The 17,054-nt window shown below is 65.7% G+C and carries 14 protein-coding genes; 9 read left to right on the top strand and 5 right to left on the bottom strand.

Translation table 11 applies throughout. The annotated features are described in order from the left end of the window. Positions 1 to 53: 53 nt before the first annotated feature. Positions 54 to 350 carry a VanZ family protein gene (locus HCA61_RS00815; protein WP_169686793.1) on the top strand — a complete coding sequence of 99 codons (297 nt, stop codon included), beginning with the start codon at positions 54 to 56 and terminating at the stop codon, positions 348 to 350. A gap of 10 nt (positions 351 to 360) precedes the next feature. Here the strand turns inward: HCA61_RS00815 and HCA61_RS00810 are convergent, their stop codons facing one another. Continuing rightward, positions 361 to 1,197 carry a tyrosine-protein phosphatase gene (locus tag HCA61_RS00810; protein WP_169685768.1) on the bottom strand — a complete coding sequence of 279 codons (837 nt, stop codon included), beginning with the start codon at positions 1,195 to 1,197 and terminating at the stop codon, positions 361 to 363. Positions 1,198 to 1,351: 154 nt separating this feature from the next. On the opposite strand from HCA61_RS00810, the gene HCA61_RS00805 reads away from it, so the two are divergent. Continuing rightward, a complete protein-coding gene (locus tag HCA61_RS00805) occupies positions 1,352 to 2,545 on the top strand; it encodes an HNH endonuclease signature motif containing protein (RefSeq protein WP_169685766.1) in 1,194 nt (397 codons plus the stop codon). Positions 2,546 to 2,635: 90 nt separating this feature from the next. Here the strand turns inward: HCA61_RS00805 and HCA61_RS00800 are convergent, their stop codons facing one another. The 3 genes from HCA61_RS00800 to HCA61_RS00790 all read right to left on the bottom strand — a co-directional run bounded on the left by HCA61_RS00800 (position 2,636) and on the right by HCA61_RS00790 (position 5,082). Then, complete coding sequence (locus tag HCA61_RS00800; protein ID WP_169685764.1) at positions 2,636 to 3,010, bottom strand: pyridoxamine 5'-phosphate oxidase family protein; 375 nt, start codon at positions 3,008 to 3,010, stop codon at positions 2,636 to 2,638. A 216-nt stretch (positions 3,011 to 3,226) separates the two neighbouring features. Next, positions 3,227 to 4,564, bottom strand: a complete 1,338-nt coding sequence (gene lat, locus HCA61_RS00795) for an L-lysine 6-transaminase (RefSeq protein ID WP_169685763.1) — start codon at positions 4,562 to 4,564, stop codon at positions 3,227 to 3,229. A gap of 68 nt (positions 4,565 to 4,632) precedes the next feature. Continuing rightward, on the bottom strand, positions 4,633 to 5,082 hold the full coding sequence (locus HCA61_RS00790; protein WP_169685761.1) for an Lrp/AsnC family transcriptional regulator: 450 nt from the start codon (positions 5,080 to 5,082) through the stop codon (positions 4,633 to 4,635). Positions 5,083 to 5,117: 35 nt separating this feature from the next. On the opposite strand from HCA61_RS00790, the gene HCA61_RS00785 reads away from it, so the two are divergent. The 6 genes from HCA61_RS00785 to HCA61_RS00760 all read left to right on the top strand — a co-directional run bounded on the left by HCA61_RS00785 (position 5,118) and on the right by HCA61_RS00760 (position 15,741). After that, entirely contained in the window at positions 5,118 to 6,623 is a 1,506-nt protein-coding gene (locus HCA61_RS00785) for an aldehyde dehydrogenase family protein (protein ID WP_169685759.1), read from the top strand. Between the two features lie 157 nt (positions 6,624 to 6,780). Beyond that, a complete protein-coding gene (locus HCA61_RS00780) occupies positions 6,781 to 8,325 on the top strand; it encodes an AMP-binding protein (RefSeq protein ID WP_169685757.1) in 1,545 nt (514 codons plus the stop codon). Continuing rightward, complete coding sequence (locus HCA61_RS00775; RefSeq protein ID WP_169685755.1) at positions 8,322 to 9,695, top strand: FAD-linked oxidase C-terminal domain-containing protein; 1,374 nt, start codon at positions 8,322 to 8,324, stop codon at positions 9,693 to 9,695. Before HCA61_RS00780 ends, HCA61_RS00775 begins: the two co-directional genes overlap by 4 nt. An 89-nt stretch (positions 9,696 to 9,784) precedes the next feature. After that, positions 9,785 to 10,339 (top strand): hypothetical protein, encoded by a 555-nt coding sequence (locus HCA61_RS00770; protein ID WP_169686791.1) that lies wholly within the window; start codon positions 9,785 to 9,787, stop codon positions 10,337 to 10,339. 52 nt (positions 10,340 to 10,391) lie between these two features. Beyond that, positions 10,392 to 14,954: an ATP-dependent helicase gene (locus HCA61_RS00765; protein WP_169685753.1), complete on the top strand. Its 4,563-nt coding sequence runs from the start codon at positions 10,392 to 10,394 to the stop codon at positions 14,952 to 14,954. 1 nt (position 14,955) lies between these two features. After that, entirely contained in the window at positions 14,956 to 15,741 is a 786-nt protein-coding gene (locus HCA61_RS00760; RefSeq protein WP_169685751.1) for an Fpg/Nei family DNA glycosylase, read from the top strand. Here HCA61_RS00760 and HCA61_RS00755 read toward each other — a convergent pair. Beyond that, on the bottom strand, positions 15,726 to 16,307 hold the full coding sequence (locus tag HCA61_RS00755) for a TetR/AcrR family transcriptional regulator (RefSeq protein ID WP_169686789.1): 582 nt from the start codon (positions 16,305 to 16,307) through the stop codon (positions 15,726 to 15,728). The genes HCA61_RS00760 and HCA61_RS00755 overlap by 16 nt on opposite strands. A gap of 187 nt (positions 16,308 to 16,494) precedes the next feature. On the opposite strand from HCA61_RS00755, the gene HCA61_RS00750 reads away from it, so the two are divergent. Beyond that, positions 16,495 to 17,031, top strand: a complete 537-nt coding sequence (locus tag HCA61_RS00750) for a hypothetical protein (RefSeq protein ID WP_169685749.1) — start codon at positions 16,495 to 16,497, stop codon at positions 17,029 to 17,031. Positions 17,032 to 17,054: the final 23 nt, after the last annotated feature.

The following is a 17,054-nucleotide window of genomic DNA, read 5'->3' as shown; positions in this document are numbered from 1 at the left end:
GTGTCTCGTATCGCGTCGTCCCGCTGGTACTCGCCACCGTCATCATCACCTTCATGCTGCTCACACCCGGTGGCACCGTCCCCAGTGGCCCGCCTCATACCGACAAGGTCACGCACGCATTGATGTTCGCCGTGCTGGCCTACTGCTCTCGATCCGCCCGCATCTCCCCTGCCATCACCGTGGCGTGGCTCGCGGCCTACGGGATCGTCACCGAGATCCTGCAGGCCACGGTCGCGGTGCGGCGGTCCGGGTCGGTGTGGGACTGGTGCGCCGATCTGGTGGGTATCGCCATCGGCCTTGCGATCGCCGCCGGCATCGGGCGGCGAGTTCGTGCCGGCCGGACGCCGTAGACCACAAGCCCTATTCGACAGGCCGGGCGTTCTCGGTGTCGATCATCCGGGTACGCAACGCCTGCAGGCTGTCGTCGTCGAGTCCGAGACCGGCTGCGAAATACTCGTCGATCGTGCCGTACCGACGGAGCGCCTCGTCGAAGGCACTCTCGAGATAAGCGCGCTGGACTCCGAGCAGTGGGAGAAACAGAGCGCGGTCGCCGCCGGCGGCTTCGAACCTGGCGAACATCTCCTCGAACTTCGGGAGCAGCATCTCGTTCGTCAACAGGTAGTCGTCGAAGACGTCCTGCTCGGTCGCGCCGGCGAACATGAGCAGCGCTGCGGCGGCCCAACCCGTGCGATCCTTGCCTGCGGTGCAGTGAATGAGCGCCGGAACATCTCCGTGGGCGATACCGGTGTACAGCTGACGGTACGAGGTCACTGCACTCGGCAGGGTGATGAGTTCCCGGTAGGTGCCGAGCAGATGCTGCTCGGCGCGCCCGTCCCCCAAGTGAGTTGCGGCAGCGACAGGGTCGGCGACCACGTCGGCGAGGGATCCCGCGACCGAGCCCGTCGGACGATCCGCGAGTACATCGAGACCGATGAGTTTCGCGCCGTCGGGTAGCCGGTCCGGACGTCGCTCACGTTCCGCAGCCGTCCGGAGGTCGTACACAGCCGAAATCTGCAGCGAGGTGAGCACATCGATGTCGGTGTCGGTGAGATCGGCCAACGCTGTCGAGCGAAAGACCACACCGGTGCGAATGACACCACCGAACGAGCTCGCTCGGCCACCGATGTCTCGGAGGTTGACCAGCGACGGAACCGCAAAGGTCGGCGTGACATCGGTTGCATCCACGGCATCGGTCATGCCACCCAAGTTACGCAACATGATCCGATCCAGCAGCACACGGTCCCGGCTTTCGTTGCAGTAGATCAATTGTTCGATTTTCCTTGTATATCGCTTGTTCGATAGGCTTCGATCATGGGTGGGGACCTCTGGAAATACAACGACGCACAAACTCATGGCCGAGACGCTCGCCGTCTCCGCCGAGATCCACACCGTGCAGGTGCAGCGAGTGGATCTGATGATCGCGATGTTCGAACGCGAAACCGTCAAAGACCATGGTTACCGCAGCCCCGCCCACTGGTTGTGCGCAGCGACGAATCTCGAACTCGGCGAATGCCACCGCATCGAAACACTCGCTCGGCTCTTACGGTTGGAACCGGAAGTCCGCGAAGCCTATTCATCCGGCCTGCTCGATGCACAGAAGGCACGGCAGATCGCCTACTTCTGCCAGCACTATCCCCGCACCATGAACCCTTGCGAGTTCGAGAAGGCCCGCGACATCCTGATCGAGCACGCCGGCACGAACGTCGCGACCACAGCGACCGTGAGGGCATTGATCCGCCGACTCGAACACCTCTACGGCACCGGCGACGGGCCACCACCGGGTGAGGACTCGGGCCGCAACGAACTGTTCGTCTCGACCACCTGGCACGGCCGGGTCGTCATCAAAGGCGAGTTCGATGCCGTCACCGGCGCGCGTCTGCGGCATCCGCTGTCCCCGCTGGCCGCACCACGACCGGAGGTAAATGGCGTCAAGGATGACCGGCCGGCGTCGAAACGCAACGCCGACGCGTTCGATCAACTCCTGCAGTTCGTCGAGGCCGCCGGACTTGTCCCCGTCGAGGGCGGCGTGAAACCGCACGTGACGGTCACCGCGTCGATCAACGACCTGACGAACAACACTGCGGTGAAAGAACTATTCGCGAACAGTCCCGAGCTTGGATATGCGACCGAGCCGTGGGCCGGGCCGTTGTCGATCGACGCTGCCCGGATGCTTGCGTGTGATTGTCAGGTCACCCGGATCCTTCTCGACGAACACGGGGTGCTGCTCGCGCACGGGCAGACCCGCCGCACCGCGAGCCGGGAGCAGCGTCGAGCCCTGGCAGTCCGTGACGGTGGATGCGCTTTCCCGGGGTGTTCGACACCCCCGGCATGGGCAGATGCGCATCATCTTCACCATTGGGTCGATGGTGGTGATACCGATCTCGACAATCTGGTGTTGCTCTGTGGTCATCACCATCGGTTGATGCATCACACCGAGTGGGAGGTGGAGATGACCGGCGAGCGTCGGCCGCAGTTCATCCCGCCGGCGAGTGTGGATCTGTTCCAGGCACCGATCCCGGGGAACCGGCCGGATCTGGTCGCCTAGCTCCATCACAGAACCTCCACCACAGAACACAGAATCAGCCACAGTTACCAGGGCACTCGTGTGTCCTGGTAACGGCGGCCGGCTCAACTTCTAGTTCGCCAGTGGTCTGCAGTCGGCATCACACCCAGGGTTGATCGCGGGATGCTCGGCGGTGGCGGGCCGGTGCAGCACTCCCGAGGTCGGCCGGACATGCAACACCGACCCATCCAGTTCCGCCTCCCCGTCGACGATCAACGAGTATCCGCCCGGGATCGCCGGTGGGTAAACGAGTGAGACGCCCGGATGCACCTGCGCGTTGGTACCGGTCCGGCGACCCGGTTCGCCGATGCGGAACACACCATCGACGAGGACCGGAGTCACCGCAACCGCGTGCGGCTTGGCGTCGGTACCGGTGGTCAGCAGGTAGGCATACTCGAAGTCACCGAGCGCGGCGTCGAGTGCGTCGAGGTCGACCTTGATGCTCATACCGCCAAGCGTTCCTTCTGCTTGACGGGAGGTCAATCCCATCGAGACACGTCCCCTGAACTGCTGCATTTGTCGCTGCCGATTCCACAGTCACGCGGGTACCACTGACCTGTCGGCGAGGGGAACGCGAGGTGCTCACGCTCATGGCCCAGGGTGCTACGACATCTCGAGGCAAGCACACCTCGAGCACAACACTTCTCAGACGACAGCTCTTGTTCAGACGACAGCCGCGAGCACCCTGTCGAGCGCGGTAACCGCCTCGTCGAGTTCGGCGGAGGTGACGGTGAGCGGCGGCCGGAAGCGGATTCCGCGCGACCCCGAGCCGATCATGAGGACCTGCTCTTCGCGGTAGAGACGAGCAAGTACTCGATCACGAAATTCCTGTGATGGCAATGTGATCGCGCACATCAGCCCACGGCCCCGCGGCTCGGTGACGATCGGATGCTGCGCCGCGAGCTGCCGCAGCGCAGCCAGCAGATGCGCGCCGGTCGTCCGCGCGTTATCGACCAGTCGATCGCGCTCGATCACTTCGAAGATCCGGCGGGCACGCACCATGTCGGTGAGATTGCCACCCCAGGTGGAGTTCAGCCGCGAAGACACCGCAAAGACGTTGTCCGGGACCTCGTCGAGACGCCCACCGGCCATGATCCCGCACACCTGGGTCTTCTTACCGAACGCAACGATGTCGGGCTCGATGCCGAACTGCTGGTACGCCCACATCGTTCCCGTGATGCCGACTCCGGTCTGCACCTCGTCGACGACCAGCAGTGCATCGTGCTCGCGGCAGAGTGCCGCGATCGCCTGGAAGAACTCCGGCCGGAAATGGTGATCGCCGCCTTCACCCTGAATGGGTTCGGCGATGAAGCACGCGATGTCGTGAGGATTGTCCGCGAAAGCAGCACGCGCCTGCGCGAGCGCGCGTGCTTCGTCCTCCTCGACGGCGCCACCGTCACGCAGGTACGGAGCGTCGATGCGAGGCCAGTCGAATTTCGGGAATCGATCGGTCTTGACGGGGTCGGTGTTGGTCAGCGACATCGTGTATCCGGTGCGCCCGTGGAACGCTTCTGTCAGGTGCAGAACCTTGGTCCCCAGTGCAGGATCGCGACCGTGCGATTCGTTCAGCCGGCTCTTCCAGTCGAACGCGGCCTTGAGTGCGTTCTCGACCGCGAGTGCGCCACCGTCGATGAAGAACAGGTGCGGTAGTGCCGGATCGCCGAGTATTCGCGCGAATGCGTCGACGAAACGGGCCATCACCACTGTGTAGATATCGGAGTTGCTGGGTTTGTTGGCGGCAACCGCGGCAAGTTCGTCCCGAAGCTCGGGATCGTCGGCAATGTCGGGATGGTTCATTCCGAGTGCGGATGACGCGAAGAAGCCGAACATGTCGAGATAGCATGTGCGGTCGCGGCGGTCGACGAGGCGCACCCCTCTCGAGCGTTCGAGATCCAGGACAAGGGGAAACCCGTCGGTCAGCATGTGCGACCCGAGGACGGCGTGTACCCGGTCGGGTGCCACAACATCGGCACCGTCCCGATCACGGAATGCAGTGCTCATATTCGCGAGGGTACGCGAATATTTTCAGTCCAGCCGTGGTTTCAATTGAAGAACAAAGCGTCGATACGTCACTTCTCGTAAAATGTCTGCAGCACGACGGTGCTTCGAGTGGCAACATTCGCGGTCGCGCGGATCTCCTGGAGGAGATACTCGAGTTCCCGCGGCGTCGCAACACGCACAAGCAGCACATAGCTTTCATCGCCCGCCACCGAGTGACACGATTCGATTGCCTCGATGTGACGTAGACGAGAGGGCGCGTCGTCGGGCTGGGACGGGTCGAGAGGGGTGATTGCGACAAACGCCGACAGCATGAGGCCGAGCGCTTCCGGGTCCACTTTCGCGGTGTAGCCGCGAATCACGTTCCGGGATTCCAGTCTGCGCACTCGCGACTGGACCGCGGAAATCGACAACCCGGCTTTCTCGGCAAGCACCGACAACGTGGCGCGTCCGTCCGCAATCAGTTCGCGCAACAGCAACCTATCGATCTCGTCCAGCGATTCTTTCGAAGATTCCGGCACCAGCGCAGGTTAACCGAGCGACCAAGGACCCACCGATGAATGCAACGGACACTTTCAGTAATCGTGCGCGCACCGCTGTGCAGAGGTGCGGCGCCACGCTGCCCGACGACGGTGGTGCTCTGGCGGTCGCCACACCCATCGACGGCACCGAACTCGCACAGCTGGAACCTCACACCGCGGCCCGGATCGACACGGCCATAACCTCTGCCGCAGACACATTCGAGCAGTGGCGCAACGTCCCCGCTCCTGTACGAGGCCGACTCGTCCGCCGGTTCGGTGATCTACTCGTCGAGCACAAGCATGATCTCGCCGAGATCGTCACGCTCGAGGTCGGAAAGATTCCGTCCGAGGCACTCGGCGAGGTCCAGGAAATGATCGACGTGTGCGACTTCGCCGTGGGCCTGTCGCGGCAGCTCTACGGACGCACGATGCCATCCGAGCGACCCGGCCACCGCTTGATGGAGACGTGGCACCCCCTCGGTGTGGTCGGCGTGATATCCGCGTTCAACTTCCCGGTGGCGGTGTGGTCGTGGAACACCGCGATCGCGTTGGTGTGTGGCAACCCCGTGGTATGGAAGCCCTCGGAGACCACTCCGCTGACCGCTCTCGCGTGTGACGCACTGCTGCGTCGTGCCGCGGCGGACGTCGATGCGCCCGCCGGCCTGCATCATGTGCTGCTCGGCGACGCTACCGCAGGTGAAGCGCTCGTCGACGATCCACGGATAGCGTTGGTCAGCGCCACCGGTTCGGTCCCGATGGGACGGATAGTCGCGCCCCGCGTCGCCGCACGGTTCGGCCGCTGTCTGCTCGAACTCAGTGGCAACAACGCCGCGATCGTGACCGCCTCGGCAGATCTGGAACTCACGGTGCGGGGAGTCGTGTTCGCCGCGGCAGGCACCGCAGGACAACGCTGCACCACGCTGCGCCGGCTGATCGTGCATCGCTCCGTCATCGACGATCTCGTGGAGCGCCTCGCGACCGTATACCGCGGACTCCGGGTGGGGAACCCGTTCGACGACGGCGTTCTCGTGGGACCACTGATTTCCTCACGCGCGTACGATGCGATGCGATCGGCCCTCGACCGCGCAGAACTCGACGGTGGCATCCTCGTGGCAGGTGGGCAACGGGTGCAGGTGCTCGGGGACGGCATCTACGTCTCTCCAGCGCTCGTACGGATGCCCGCGCAGACCGACGTCGTACGCGAGGAGACGTTCGCACCTGTCCTGTATGTGCTCCCCTACGACGACTTCGACGAAGCGATCGCTCTGCACAACGATGTTCCCCAGGGATTGTCGTCGTCGATCTTCACCACCGACCAACGCGAGGCCGAGCGCTTTCTTGCGGGTTCGGACTGCGGTATCGCCAACGTGAACATCGGCACGTCCGGCGCCGAGATCGGCGGCGCGTTCGGCGGGGAGAAGGAGACAGGCGGGGGGCGCGAATCCGGCTCCGACTCCTGGAAGGCGTACATGCGTCGCGCGACCAACACTGTGAACTACTCCGACGAGCTTCCGCTCGCCCAGGGCGTCGAGTTCGGGTGAACAGTCGAGTTCGGATGAATTTCTGTGGCCACCCGCGGCGTCAACGGTTGCCCAGCGCGTCGATGAGCTCGCTCTTTTTCATGTCGGAGTACCACTCGATCGTCCAACCGGAACGGACACTGTGGCGCGCGCCACAACCTGTGATAAACCAGGGTGCATGTACCCAGGTAACTTCGTCGCCACCTCACCGAACAAGGCCGCTATCGTGCGCCCCGCCACTGGCGAGTCACTGACCTACCGACAACTCGACGAGAACTCGCTCCGGCTCGCGAAGTACCTGCGCGAACTAGGACTGAAACCTGGTGACCACATCGCCCTCATCTCCGACAACGACCTCCGCGTGATGGAGGTGTACTGGGCCGCACTGCGCTCCGGCCTGTACATCACCGTCGTGAACTGGCACCTCACCGCTCACGAAGCCGCATATGTGGTCGACGACTGCGGCGCGAAGGCATTGATCGTCTCCGCGAATGCCGCCGACGCGGTGGACACCTCTGCCGACGCATATCCGAACGTGGAGCACCGGCTCGCGTACGGCGGAACGCTGCCCGGATTCGAGGATTACGCACGGGCCGTCGAACGCTTCGACACCACACCTCTCGACGATCAGCCGCGCGGCCAGGACATGCTGTACTCGTCCGGCACCACGGGCCGCCCCAAAGGCATCAAGCCGAAGCTGCGGGACGGGCAGGTCCAGGACATTCCCGACCCGTACACAGCTGTGTTCGCCCCGATGTACGGCTTCGATTCGGACACGGTGTACCTGTGCCCCGCACCGCTGTACCACGCTGCGCCACTGCGGTTCTGCGGCACAATCCAGTCGGTGGGTGGCACGGTGATCCTCATGGACCGGTTCGATGCGGAAGAAGCGCTCGCGCTGATCGATCGGTACGAGGTCACCGCCAGCCAGTGGGTGCCGACGATGTTCGTGCGCATGCTCAAACTTCCCGAGCAAACCCGCCTGAAGTACGACGTGTCGAGCATGAAGGTCGCAATTCACGCTGCAGCACCGTGCCCACCCGAGATCAAGCGGGCGATGATCGAGTGGTGGGGGCCGGTGATCAACGAGTACTACGCCTCCACCGAAGGCTCCGGCGTGACCTTCATCAACTCCGAACAGGCCCTCGCTCGTCCGGGTTCGGTCGGACACGACGGCGTGATGGGCCACGTCCGGATCTGCGGTGAGGACGGCCAGGAACTACCCACGGGATCAATCGGGACGGTGTGGTGGGAGCGCGACGAGCGTCCGTTCGAGTACCACAACGACCCCGAGAAGACCGAGAAGGCAACGCATCCCGATCACCCCACGTGGACGACCAGCGGCGACATCGGATATCTGGACGAGGATCGGTTCCTGTATCTCACCGACCGCGCTGCATTCATGATCATCTCGGGCGGTGTGAACATCTATCCGCAGGAATCGGAGAACGTCCTGACCCTTCATCCCAAGGTGTTCGACGTCGCGGTCATCGGCGTGCCGAACGAAGAGTTCGGCGAAGAGGTCAAGGCCGTGGTGCAACTCGCTGAAGGTGTCGAACCCGGACCCGAGGTCGAGCAGGAACTACTCGAGTACGTGCGGTCCAAGGTGTCGAAGTTCAAGGCCCCGCGCAGCATCGACTTCTCCGACGACCTGCCTCGCACTCCGACCGGCAAGCTCGTCAAACACAAGCTGCGCGCCCGGTACGTTCCGGCTGTGTCGTGACGTCACCGCGTGCCGACCCGACGGCCCTGGCCGGGCAGCTTCCGGCCGGGGTCCTCGTCACCGATCCCGACATCCTCGCGGGGTACCGGCACGATCGTGCGATCGACCCGGACGCGGCCGTGCCGCTCGCGCTCGTCCGCGCGACCTCCACCGCTGATGTGCAGACCACGTTGCGGTGGGCGTACGAGAACCGTGTCCCGGTGGTGCCCCGCGGCGCCGGAACGAGCCTGTCCGGAGGCTCCGGCGGTCTCGCCGACGGAATCGTTCTCAGCACCGAGAAGATGCGTGATATCACGATCGACCCGGCCACACGCACCGCCGTCGCGGGGCCGGGTCTGCTCAATGCCGAGGTCAAGGCAGCCGCAGCCGAACACGGCCTGTGGTATCCGCCGGATCCGTCGTCGTTCGAGATCTGCTCGATCGGCGGCAACGCCGCGACCAATGCGGGTGGGCTGTGCTGCGTCAAGTACGGGGTGACCTCCGACTACGTGCTCGGGCTCGAAGTGGTTCTCGCCGACGGCACCGCGGTGCGGCTCGGTGGCCCCCGGCTCAAGGACGTCGCGGGTCTATCGCTGACGAAACTGTTCGTAGGTAGTGAGGGCACTCTCGGAGTGATCACCGAGGTGACGCTCCGCTTGATCCCACCGCAGCCACCGGCATCGACGATGGTCGCGACCTTCGGTTCGGTGAAGTCCGCGGCGGACGCCGTCATCGCGATCACCGCAACACTTCGCCCGGCCATGCTCGAATTCATGGACCGCACCACGATCAACGCCGTCGAGGACGCACTGCGGATGGATCTGGACCGCGGCGCCGAGGCCATGCTGATCGCACAATCCGACGCTCCGGGTGCGGCCGCGGAGCACGAAATCGAGGTGATGGTGCGTGCGTGCCGGGACGCCGGGGCTCACGACGTCTTCGACACGTCCGATCCTGATGAGGGCGCCGCGTTCACCGCTGCGCGGCGGATGGCGATTCCCGCGGTCGAACGCCTCGGAAGCCTTCTCCTCGAGGATGTGGGAGTACCGTTGCCGATGCTCCCGGTCCTGGTCGCCGGCGTCGCCGAGATCGCCGAGCGCAATGCGGTGACCGTCGCGGTGATCGCGCATGCGGGAGACGGAAACACCCACCCGCTGATCGTCTACGACCCCGATGACGAGAAGATGCTGGAGCGAGCACACGCTGCGTTCGGTCAGATCATGGACCTCGCGATCGAGCTCGGTGGCACCATCACCGGGGAACACGGCGTGGGCAGGCTCAAGAAGCCCTGGTTACCCGATCAGGTGGGCCCCGACGTGATGGCGTTGACCCGCCTGATCAAGAACACCCTCGACCCCCGTTCGATCCTCAACCCAGGGGCTGTCCTGTGACGAATATCCGACCGCCCGACCCCGCGACCATGCCGATCCCCACCTCGGCGCCACCGTGGCAGAGAAACCGCCATAATCGGGGCGTGAACATGCGTACACCAGAACCCGCTACCGATCTTCCATTGCGCGATACCCGCTATCGGGAGCTCGAGCTCTACCCCGAATTCGACTTCGTCACCGCGTGGTTGCGCGACTACGTCCGCTCCACGATCGAGAATGCACGCATCAGCGAACGCGAGTACTGGTCCGTCGTGTGTCTGCCGTCGGTCGGAGCATCGGACGAGGGACATCGGATGATCAGTGTCCATGCCGGTGATCAGGAAATCGCGTGCCTGTACGTCGACACCAGTGTCCGCGAGGACAGGCAGATCGGTGGCTTCGTGATAGTCGACATACGAATCCTCGAGCAGTCGTGCGGCGCCGACCTCGATCGGATCACGGCAAGTTCCCCCGCGCTGAGTTTCCGCCGTCGCGGCGATCAGGTGTCGATCGGGTGGAGTGAGATACCGGCGAGTCGCGAGCAGTTCGATGCGCTCCCGTGGCGGCCTGCGGCGCACGATCTCGTCCGCCGGCTGATGCAGAACGGCAGGAACCACTGGGCGGATTGGCACTGCCCGCAGCTCGCCATGTTCGCACTGGAGTGACCGGCAACGCGTAATTCCCGAGACTGTCGGACATCGGGTGCACCATGGACTGGTGACCGATGTCCTCGACCGCTTCTCCGCTCCCACCCGGGAGTGGTTCGCGGGCGCATTCGACACACCTACACCCGCCCAGCTCGGCGCGTGGGATGCGATCTCGTCGGGTGCGCATACTCTCGTCGTCGCGCCCACCGGGTCGGGTAAGACGCTGTCGGCGTTCCTGTGGTCACTCGACAGGCTCGCTGCTCGCCCCGAGACAACCGACGCGCCACGCGAACACCACACCCGGGTCCTCTACATCTCGCCTCTGAAAGCGCTCGGGGTCGACGTCGAGCGCAACCTCAGGTCGCCGCTCGTCGGCATCACTCAGACCGCGAAGCGGCTCGGTCTGGCGCCGCCCGAGATCACCGTGGGTGTCCGCTCGGGCGACACCTCGCAGGCCGACCGGCGCAAGCTCGCCCGCACTCCCCCCGACATCCTCATCACCACCCCCGAATCGCTGTTCCTCATGCTGACCTCGGCCACACGCGAGAGCCTCGCTGGCGTCGAATCGGTGATCGTCGACGAGGTGCACGCTGTCGCCGGAACCAAACGTGGCGCGCATCTGGCGCTGTCCCTCGAACGTCTCGACCTGCTGCTGCCGAAGCCCGCGCAGCGGATCGGGCTGTCCGCAACCGTGCGTCCGCACGAAGAGGTGGGCCGCTTCCTCGTCGGCGGAGCACCCATCCGGATCGTGGCCCCGCCCACGGCGAAGACCTGGGATCTCACCGTCCAGGTTCCGGTCGAGGACATGACCGAGCTCGGAGGGTCCCATCCGAATGAGGACTCCGAATCGTCCGCTCCCAAGGCAGGATCGATCTGGCCGCACGTCGAAGAACAGATCGTCGATCTCGTCACCACTCACCGTTCGACGATCGTGTTCGCGAATTCGCGCCGACTGTCGGAGCGGTTGACCGGTCGGCTCAACGAGATCTACACCGAACGCCTCGGCAGCACCGTCGACCGCGAGACCGCACCGCCCGCGCTCCTCGGTGCATCCACCGAGGTGACCTACGGCGCCGAAGCGGTCCTGGCCCGTGCCCACCACGGTTCGGTGAGCAAAGACCAACGCGCTCTCATCGAGGATGATCTGAAGTCCGGTCGGCTGCGCTGCGTCGTGGCTACCTCCAGCCTCGAACTGGGTATCGACATGGGCGCGGTCGATCTCGTGATCCAGGTGGAGGCACCGCCGTCGGTGGCGAGCGGGCTGCAACGAGTGGGGCGGGCAGGGCACCAGGTCGGTGAGACCTCGCGCGGAGTGCTGTTCCCCAAGCACCGCACCGACCTGATCCATTGCGCCGTCACCGTCGAGCGGATGGTCGCCGGGCACATCGAGGCCCTGCAGGTCCCGGCGAATCCTCTCGACGTCCTCGCACAGCAGACGGTGGCAGCGGCCGCACTCGAACCCATCGGGGTCGATGACTGGTTCGACACTGTCCGGCGGAGCGGATCGTTCACGTCGCTGTCGCGGGGCGTCTACGAATCGGTGCTCGATCTGCTTTCGGGCCGCTACCCGTCGGACGAGTTCGCCGAACTCCGTCCCCGCGTGGTGTGGGACCGCACCGACGGCACACTGACCGGCAGGCCGGGGGCACAACGCCTGGCCGTCACCTCCGGCGGCACCATCCCGGACCGCGGTCTGTTCACCGTGTACATGGTGGGTGAGAAGAACACCCGCGTGGGAGAGCTCGACGAGGAGATGGTCTACGAGTCCCGGGTCGGCGATGTCTTCGCGCTCGGCGCGACCAGCTGGCGAATCGAGGAGATCACTTTCGACCGGGTGCTCGTGTCCCCCGCATTCGGGCGCGCCGGGCGTCTGCCGTTCTGGCACGGCGACAACCAAGGACGTCCTGCGGAACTCGGCGCGGCGCTCGGTGCGTTCATCCGCGAGCTCGGCCACGCTGCACCCGACGACGCCGTCGCGCGATGCCGATCCGGCGGACTCGACGACTACGCGACCGCGAATCTGATCGGCCTCCTCGACGAGCAACGCACCGCGACCGGTCATCTCCCCACCGATCGCACCCTCGTCGTCGAGCGCTTCCGCGACGAACTGGGCGATTGGCGTCTCGTCCTGCATTCCCCGTTCGGTCTGCGTGTCCACGCACCGTGGGCTCTCGCAGTCGGAGCGCGACTGCTGGACCGGTTGGGCATCGAGGCACATCCTTCGCCGTCCGACGACGGCATCATCGTCCGGCTACCCGATACCGAGGACGATCCGCCCGGCGCCGACATCTTCGTCTTCGACCAGGACGAGATCGAGGATCTGGTCACCGAACAGGTGGGTGGCTCGTCCCTGTTCGCGTCCCGGTTCCGTGAATGTTCGGCGCGCGCGTTGCTGTTGCCGCGGCGCAACCCCGGTAAGCGCGCGCCGCTGTGGCAGCAACGTCAGCGTTCCGCGCAACTGCTCGACGTGGCCCGCCGGTACCCGAGTTTCCCCATCCTGCTCGAGACAGTGCGCGAATGCCTGCAGGACGTCTACGACCTACCCGCGCTGCGCGACCTGCTCGGCCGTGTCGCGCAGCGCCAGATCCGGCTCGTCGAGGTCGAGACACCCACAGCGTCACCGTTCGCCGCGTCGTTGCTGTTCGACTATGTCGGTGCGTTCCTCTACGAGGGCGACAGTCCGCTCGCCGAGCGGCGCGCAGCTGCGCTCTCTTTGGATTCGACGTTGCTCGCGGAGTTGCTCGGCCGGGTCGAGTTGCGCGACTTGCTCGACGCCGACGTGATCGAGCAGGCGGAGCTCGAGTTGCAGCGCCTGGTGCCCGAGCGGCGTGCTCGGGATGCGGAGGGCGTTGCGGATCTGTTGCGTTTGCTGGGGCCGTCGACCGATGCCGAACTGCGCGAGCGCAGTACCGACGACTGTGCTCCGTGGCTCGCCGAACTGTCGGCCCAGCGACGCGTTCTGCAGGTGTCGTACGCAGGCCGGAAGTGGTGGGCGGCAATCGAAGACGCGTCACGCTTGCGCGATGCGCTCGGGGTACCGCTACCGATCGGGGTGCCCACGGCATTCGTGGAACCGGTCGCGGATCCGCTCGGCGACCTCGTCGCTCGTTACGCCCGCACACACGGGCCGTTCACCACGGCAACAGCGGGGGCGCGCTTCGGTCTCGGCGCTGCCGTCGTCGAATCCGTGCTGCAGCGATTGGCCGACGACAAGCGTGTCACCTCGGGCGAATTCCGTCCTGGCGCCACCGGAGCGGAGTGGTGCGACAGCGAGGTCCTGCGCCGTCTGCGGCGACGCTCCCTGGCCGCGGCACGACACGAGGTCGAACCGGTGAGCACCGCAACCCTCGGCCGCTTCCTGCCCGACTGGCACCATCTCGGACGCGGGCCCGGCGCGAGCGCGCTCTACGGTCTCGATGGTGTCGCAGCCGTCGCCGAGCAGCTCGCGGGTGTGCCCGTTCCCGCAAGCGCCCTCGAACCGCTGATCCTTGCGCCTCGGGTGCGCGACTATTCGCCCGCGATGCTCGACGAGTTGACGTCGAACGGCGAGATCATCTGGTCCGGCGCCGGCTCGATCTCGAGAAAGGACGGCTGGATCGCGCTGCATCCCGCCGACCTCGCCCCCGCCACACTCGCACCTGCCGAGGACATCGAGATGACGGGGATCCACTCGGCGATCCTGGAGGCTCTCGCGGGTGGGGGCGCATATTTCGTACGGCAACTCGGGGAGGCAGTGAAAGCGCTCGAGCCGGACGCGACCGATACGGCTGTGAGTGCTGCGCTGTGGGATCTGGTCTGGAGTGGGCACATCGCAGGCGACACGCTCGCACCGCTCCGCGCCCTCATCGGCGATACATCACGGGCCACGCCCGCACATCGGGTGCCGCGGAGGGCTCCGCGGGCTCGCATGTATCGGGCGCGTCCGGCCATTCCGTCACGGACCGGGCCACCGACCGTGGCGGGCCGGTGGTCGCTGCTGCCCGAGCGTGAGACCGACCCGACGGTGCGGGCGCACACGAGGGCCGAACTGTTCCTCGAGCGGTACGGCGTGGTGACCCGGGGCGCCGTGACGAGCGAGGCCGTCCCCGGGGGGTTTGCGCTCATGTACAAGGTGCTGAGCCGGTTCGAGGAAACAGGTCGGTGCCGGCGGGGGTATTTCGTCGATTCTCTCGGCGGCGCACAGTTCTCGACCCCGGACGTGGTGGATCGGCTGCGTTCGTTCTCCGATTCCCTCGAGGGTCGCCATACCCGCACCGAGGCGGTGACGCTCGCCGCGTGCGATCCCGCCAATCCGTACGGCGCCGCACTCCCGTGGCCCAAGGCAGCGGCAGAGGCGGCGAGCACGTCGAAACACCGGCCCGGCCGGAAGGCCGGCGGCCTCGTGGTGCTGGTCGACGGCAGCCTCGTGGTGTTCGTCGAGCGCGGTGGGCGCACTCTGCTCACCTTCACCGACGATCCCGGTCGGCTCCGCACCGCGTTCGCATCGCTCGCTCACACCGTCAAGAGCGGTGGCGTCGACAAGATCGTCGTCGAAAAGATCGACGGCGTCTCGATCCACGGTCACGCCCTTGCGGAACTGCTCGGCGAGGCCGGGTTCTCCGCGACACCGCGCGGATATCGGTTGAGGTCCTGACGTGCCCGAAGGCGATACGGTGTTCCGGACCGCTGCACGACTGCACGCGGCGCTTGCGGGAAACATCCTGACCGAGAGCGATTTTCGGGTCCCCCGCTTCGCGACCGTCGATCTCACCGGTGAAACGGTGGAGGAAGTGGCCGCACGAGGCAAGCACATTCTGGTTCGCTTGCCGCATCACACTTTTCACTCACATTTGATGATGGACGGCCAGTGGCACGTGTATGAGCGCGGAACACGCTGGCGCAAGCCGGGTTTCCAGGCTCGTGCGGTGCTCGGCACCGAGCAGGTGCAGGCGGTGGGGTTCGATCTCGGCATCGTCGAAGTGCTGCCCCGGGACAAGGAGAGCGACGCGGTGGGGCACCTCGGACCGGATCTGCTCGGACCGGACTGGGATCCGGTGCTTGCGGCCGCCAATCTCGTGCGTGAGCCTGCCCGCCCGATCGGGCTTGCACTGCTCGACCAGCGCATCATGGCCGGAGTGGGCAACGTCTACCGTAGTGAGCTGTGCTTCCTGCGCGGGGTGGATCCCGCGACACCGGTACGGGAGGCCGGCGACCCGGCCGGCTGGGCCGAACTCGCCCACCGTGTGTTGTACGCCAACCGGGACAGGACCTCGCGGGTCACGACCGGCGATGCGCGCCGTGGTCGCGGACTGTGGGTGTACGGACGCGCCGGCAGGCCATGCCTGCGCTGTGGGCGGCCCATCGAATCGCGACGCCTGGCCGGTCCATCCGATCTCGATCGCGTGGTCTACCACTGCCCCGGGTGTCAACCCCTGCGCTGAGCGTCGTGCGCGGCGCGCTCGAGAAGTGCGACGCAGTGTTGCACGAACGCTTCCCGTGGGACGGCGATCGCCCCTTCCAGGTACCCCATGAACAAGCTGGTCAAGGCACCGACGAGCCCTACCGCCACCATGTTGCGGACGGCGTCGTCTCCGATCTCGGTGAGCTGGGCACTGACGAGTGCGACGAACACCGGTGCGAGTTCGACGCCCCTGCCGCTGATTGCGGGTTCGCGCAGCGGTGCGAGCAGAAGCACGCGACCCATCGCCGGTTCGTCGACCATCAGCGCAACGAATGCCCGGACCGCCGCTTCGGCCCGGCGGGCGTGCGCCGCCGAGGTCACTGCTGCGACGAGCACGTCGCGGGCGCGGTCACCCACGAGTTCATACACCTCCCGGACGAATGCGTCGCGGTCGGTGAAGCTCTCGTAGAAGTAGCGTTCGGTGAGTTCGGCGGCCCGGCACACCGCGCGCACATTCGCGGCGGATCCGTCGGGCGCACCGATGAGGGCGATCCCTGCGCCTAGGAGACGTTCCCTTCGGACACGCCGACGCTCGTCCAGGCCGATTCCCGCCCAGCTTCGGCGCGTGGTGTCCACTGTGCGATTCCCGTCGTCGACTACGTCTGATCGGATCCTACTCTGGCAACATACGTAGTCAGCGCTCGTCGCCCGGAGCTGAGCCGACGTCGGCCGCGACGGCAGGACCTTTCCGAACAACGCTGAGATTTTCGCCGACACATGCCACGCTGTCGATATGGGACTCGACGCCAACGCATTACTCCACGGGCCGTTGTTCTCCCGAAGTACGCCACTCGACCGTACCAATGCCGCAAGCCGCATCAGCGCGTATGTCTACGGGAACGTGCTGGTGCTGGCGGCGCTCATCCCGATCGTCCCGGGACCGAACTACGTCGGAATCGCGATCGTCCTCGGCACCGCCTTGTCGACGTTCGTGGCGCACGCCTTCGCGGAATCGGTGGGGCACAGCGTCCGGCAGGGCAGCCGCCTCACCGGCGCCGAACGGCGGGCCGAAGTACGCGACTCCGTGCCGATTCTCACCTCGGCAGTGGTCCCGTGCGTCGTCCTCGCGATCGGTTGGCTCGGCTGGATCGAGCCGCGTACCGCTCAGTTGCTGGCGGAGCTTGCGGTCCTGGTGCGAATCGGCGGCATCGCGTTCGTGATCGGACGACTCAACGGTGATCGCCCCAGCACCCGACTGCTGATGACTGCGGCCGCGCTCACCCTGGTGGGTGCGACTGTCGTGGTGGTCAAGGTACTGCTCACGCACTGATCAGTTCGAAACACCGATCAGTT

Source organism: Rhodococcus sp. HNM0563 (assembly GCF_012726195.1).
GTDB lineage: Bacteria > Actinomycetota > Actinomycetes > Mycobacteriales > Mycobacteriaceae > Rhodococcus.
Note: the sequence above shows the minus strand (reverse complement) of the source record. Positions and strands in the feature narration are given on the sequence as shown.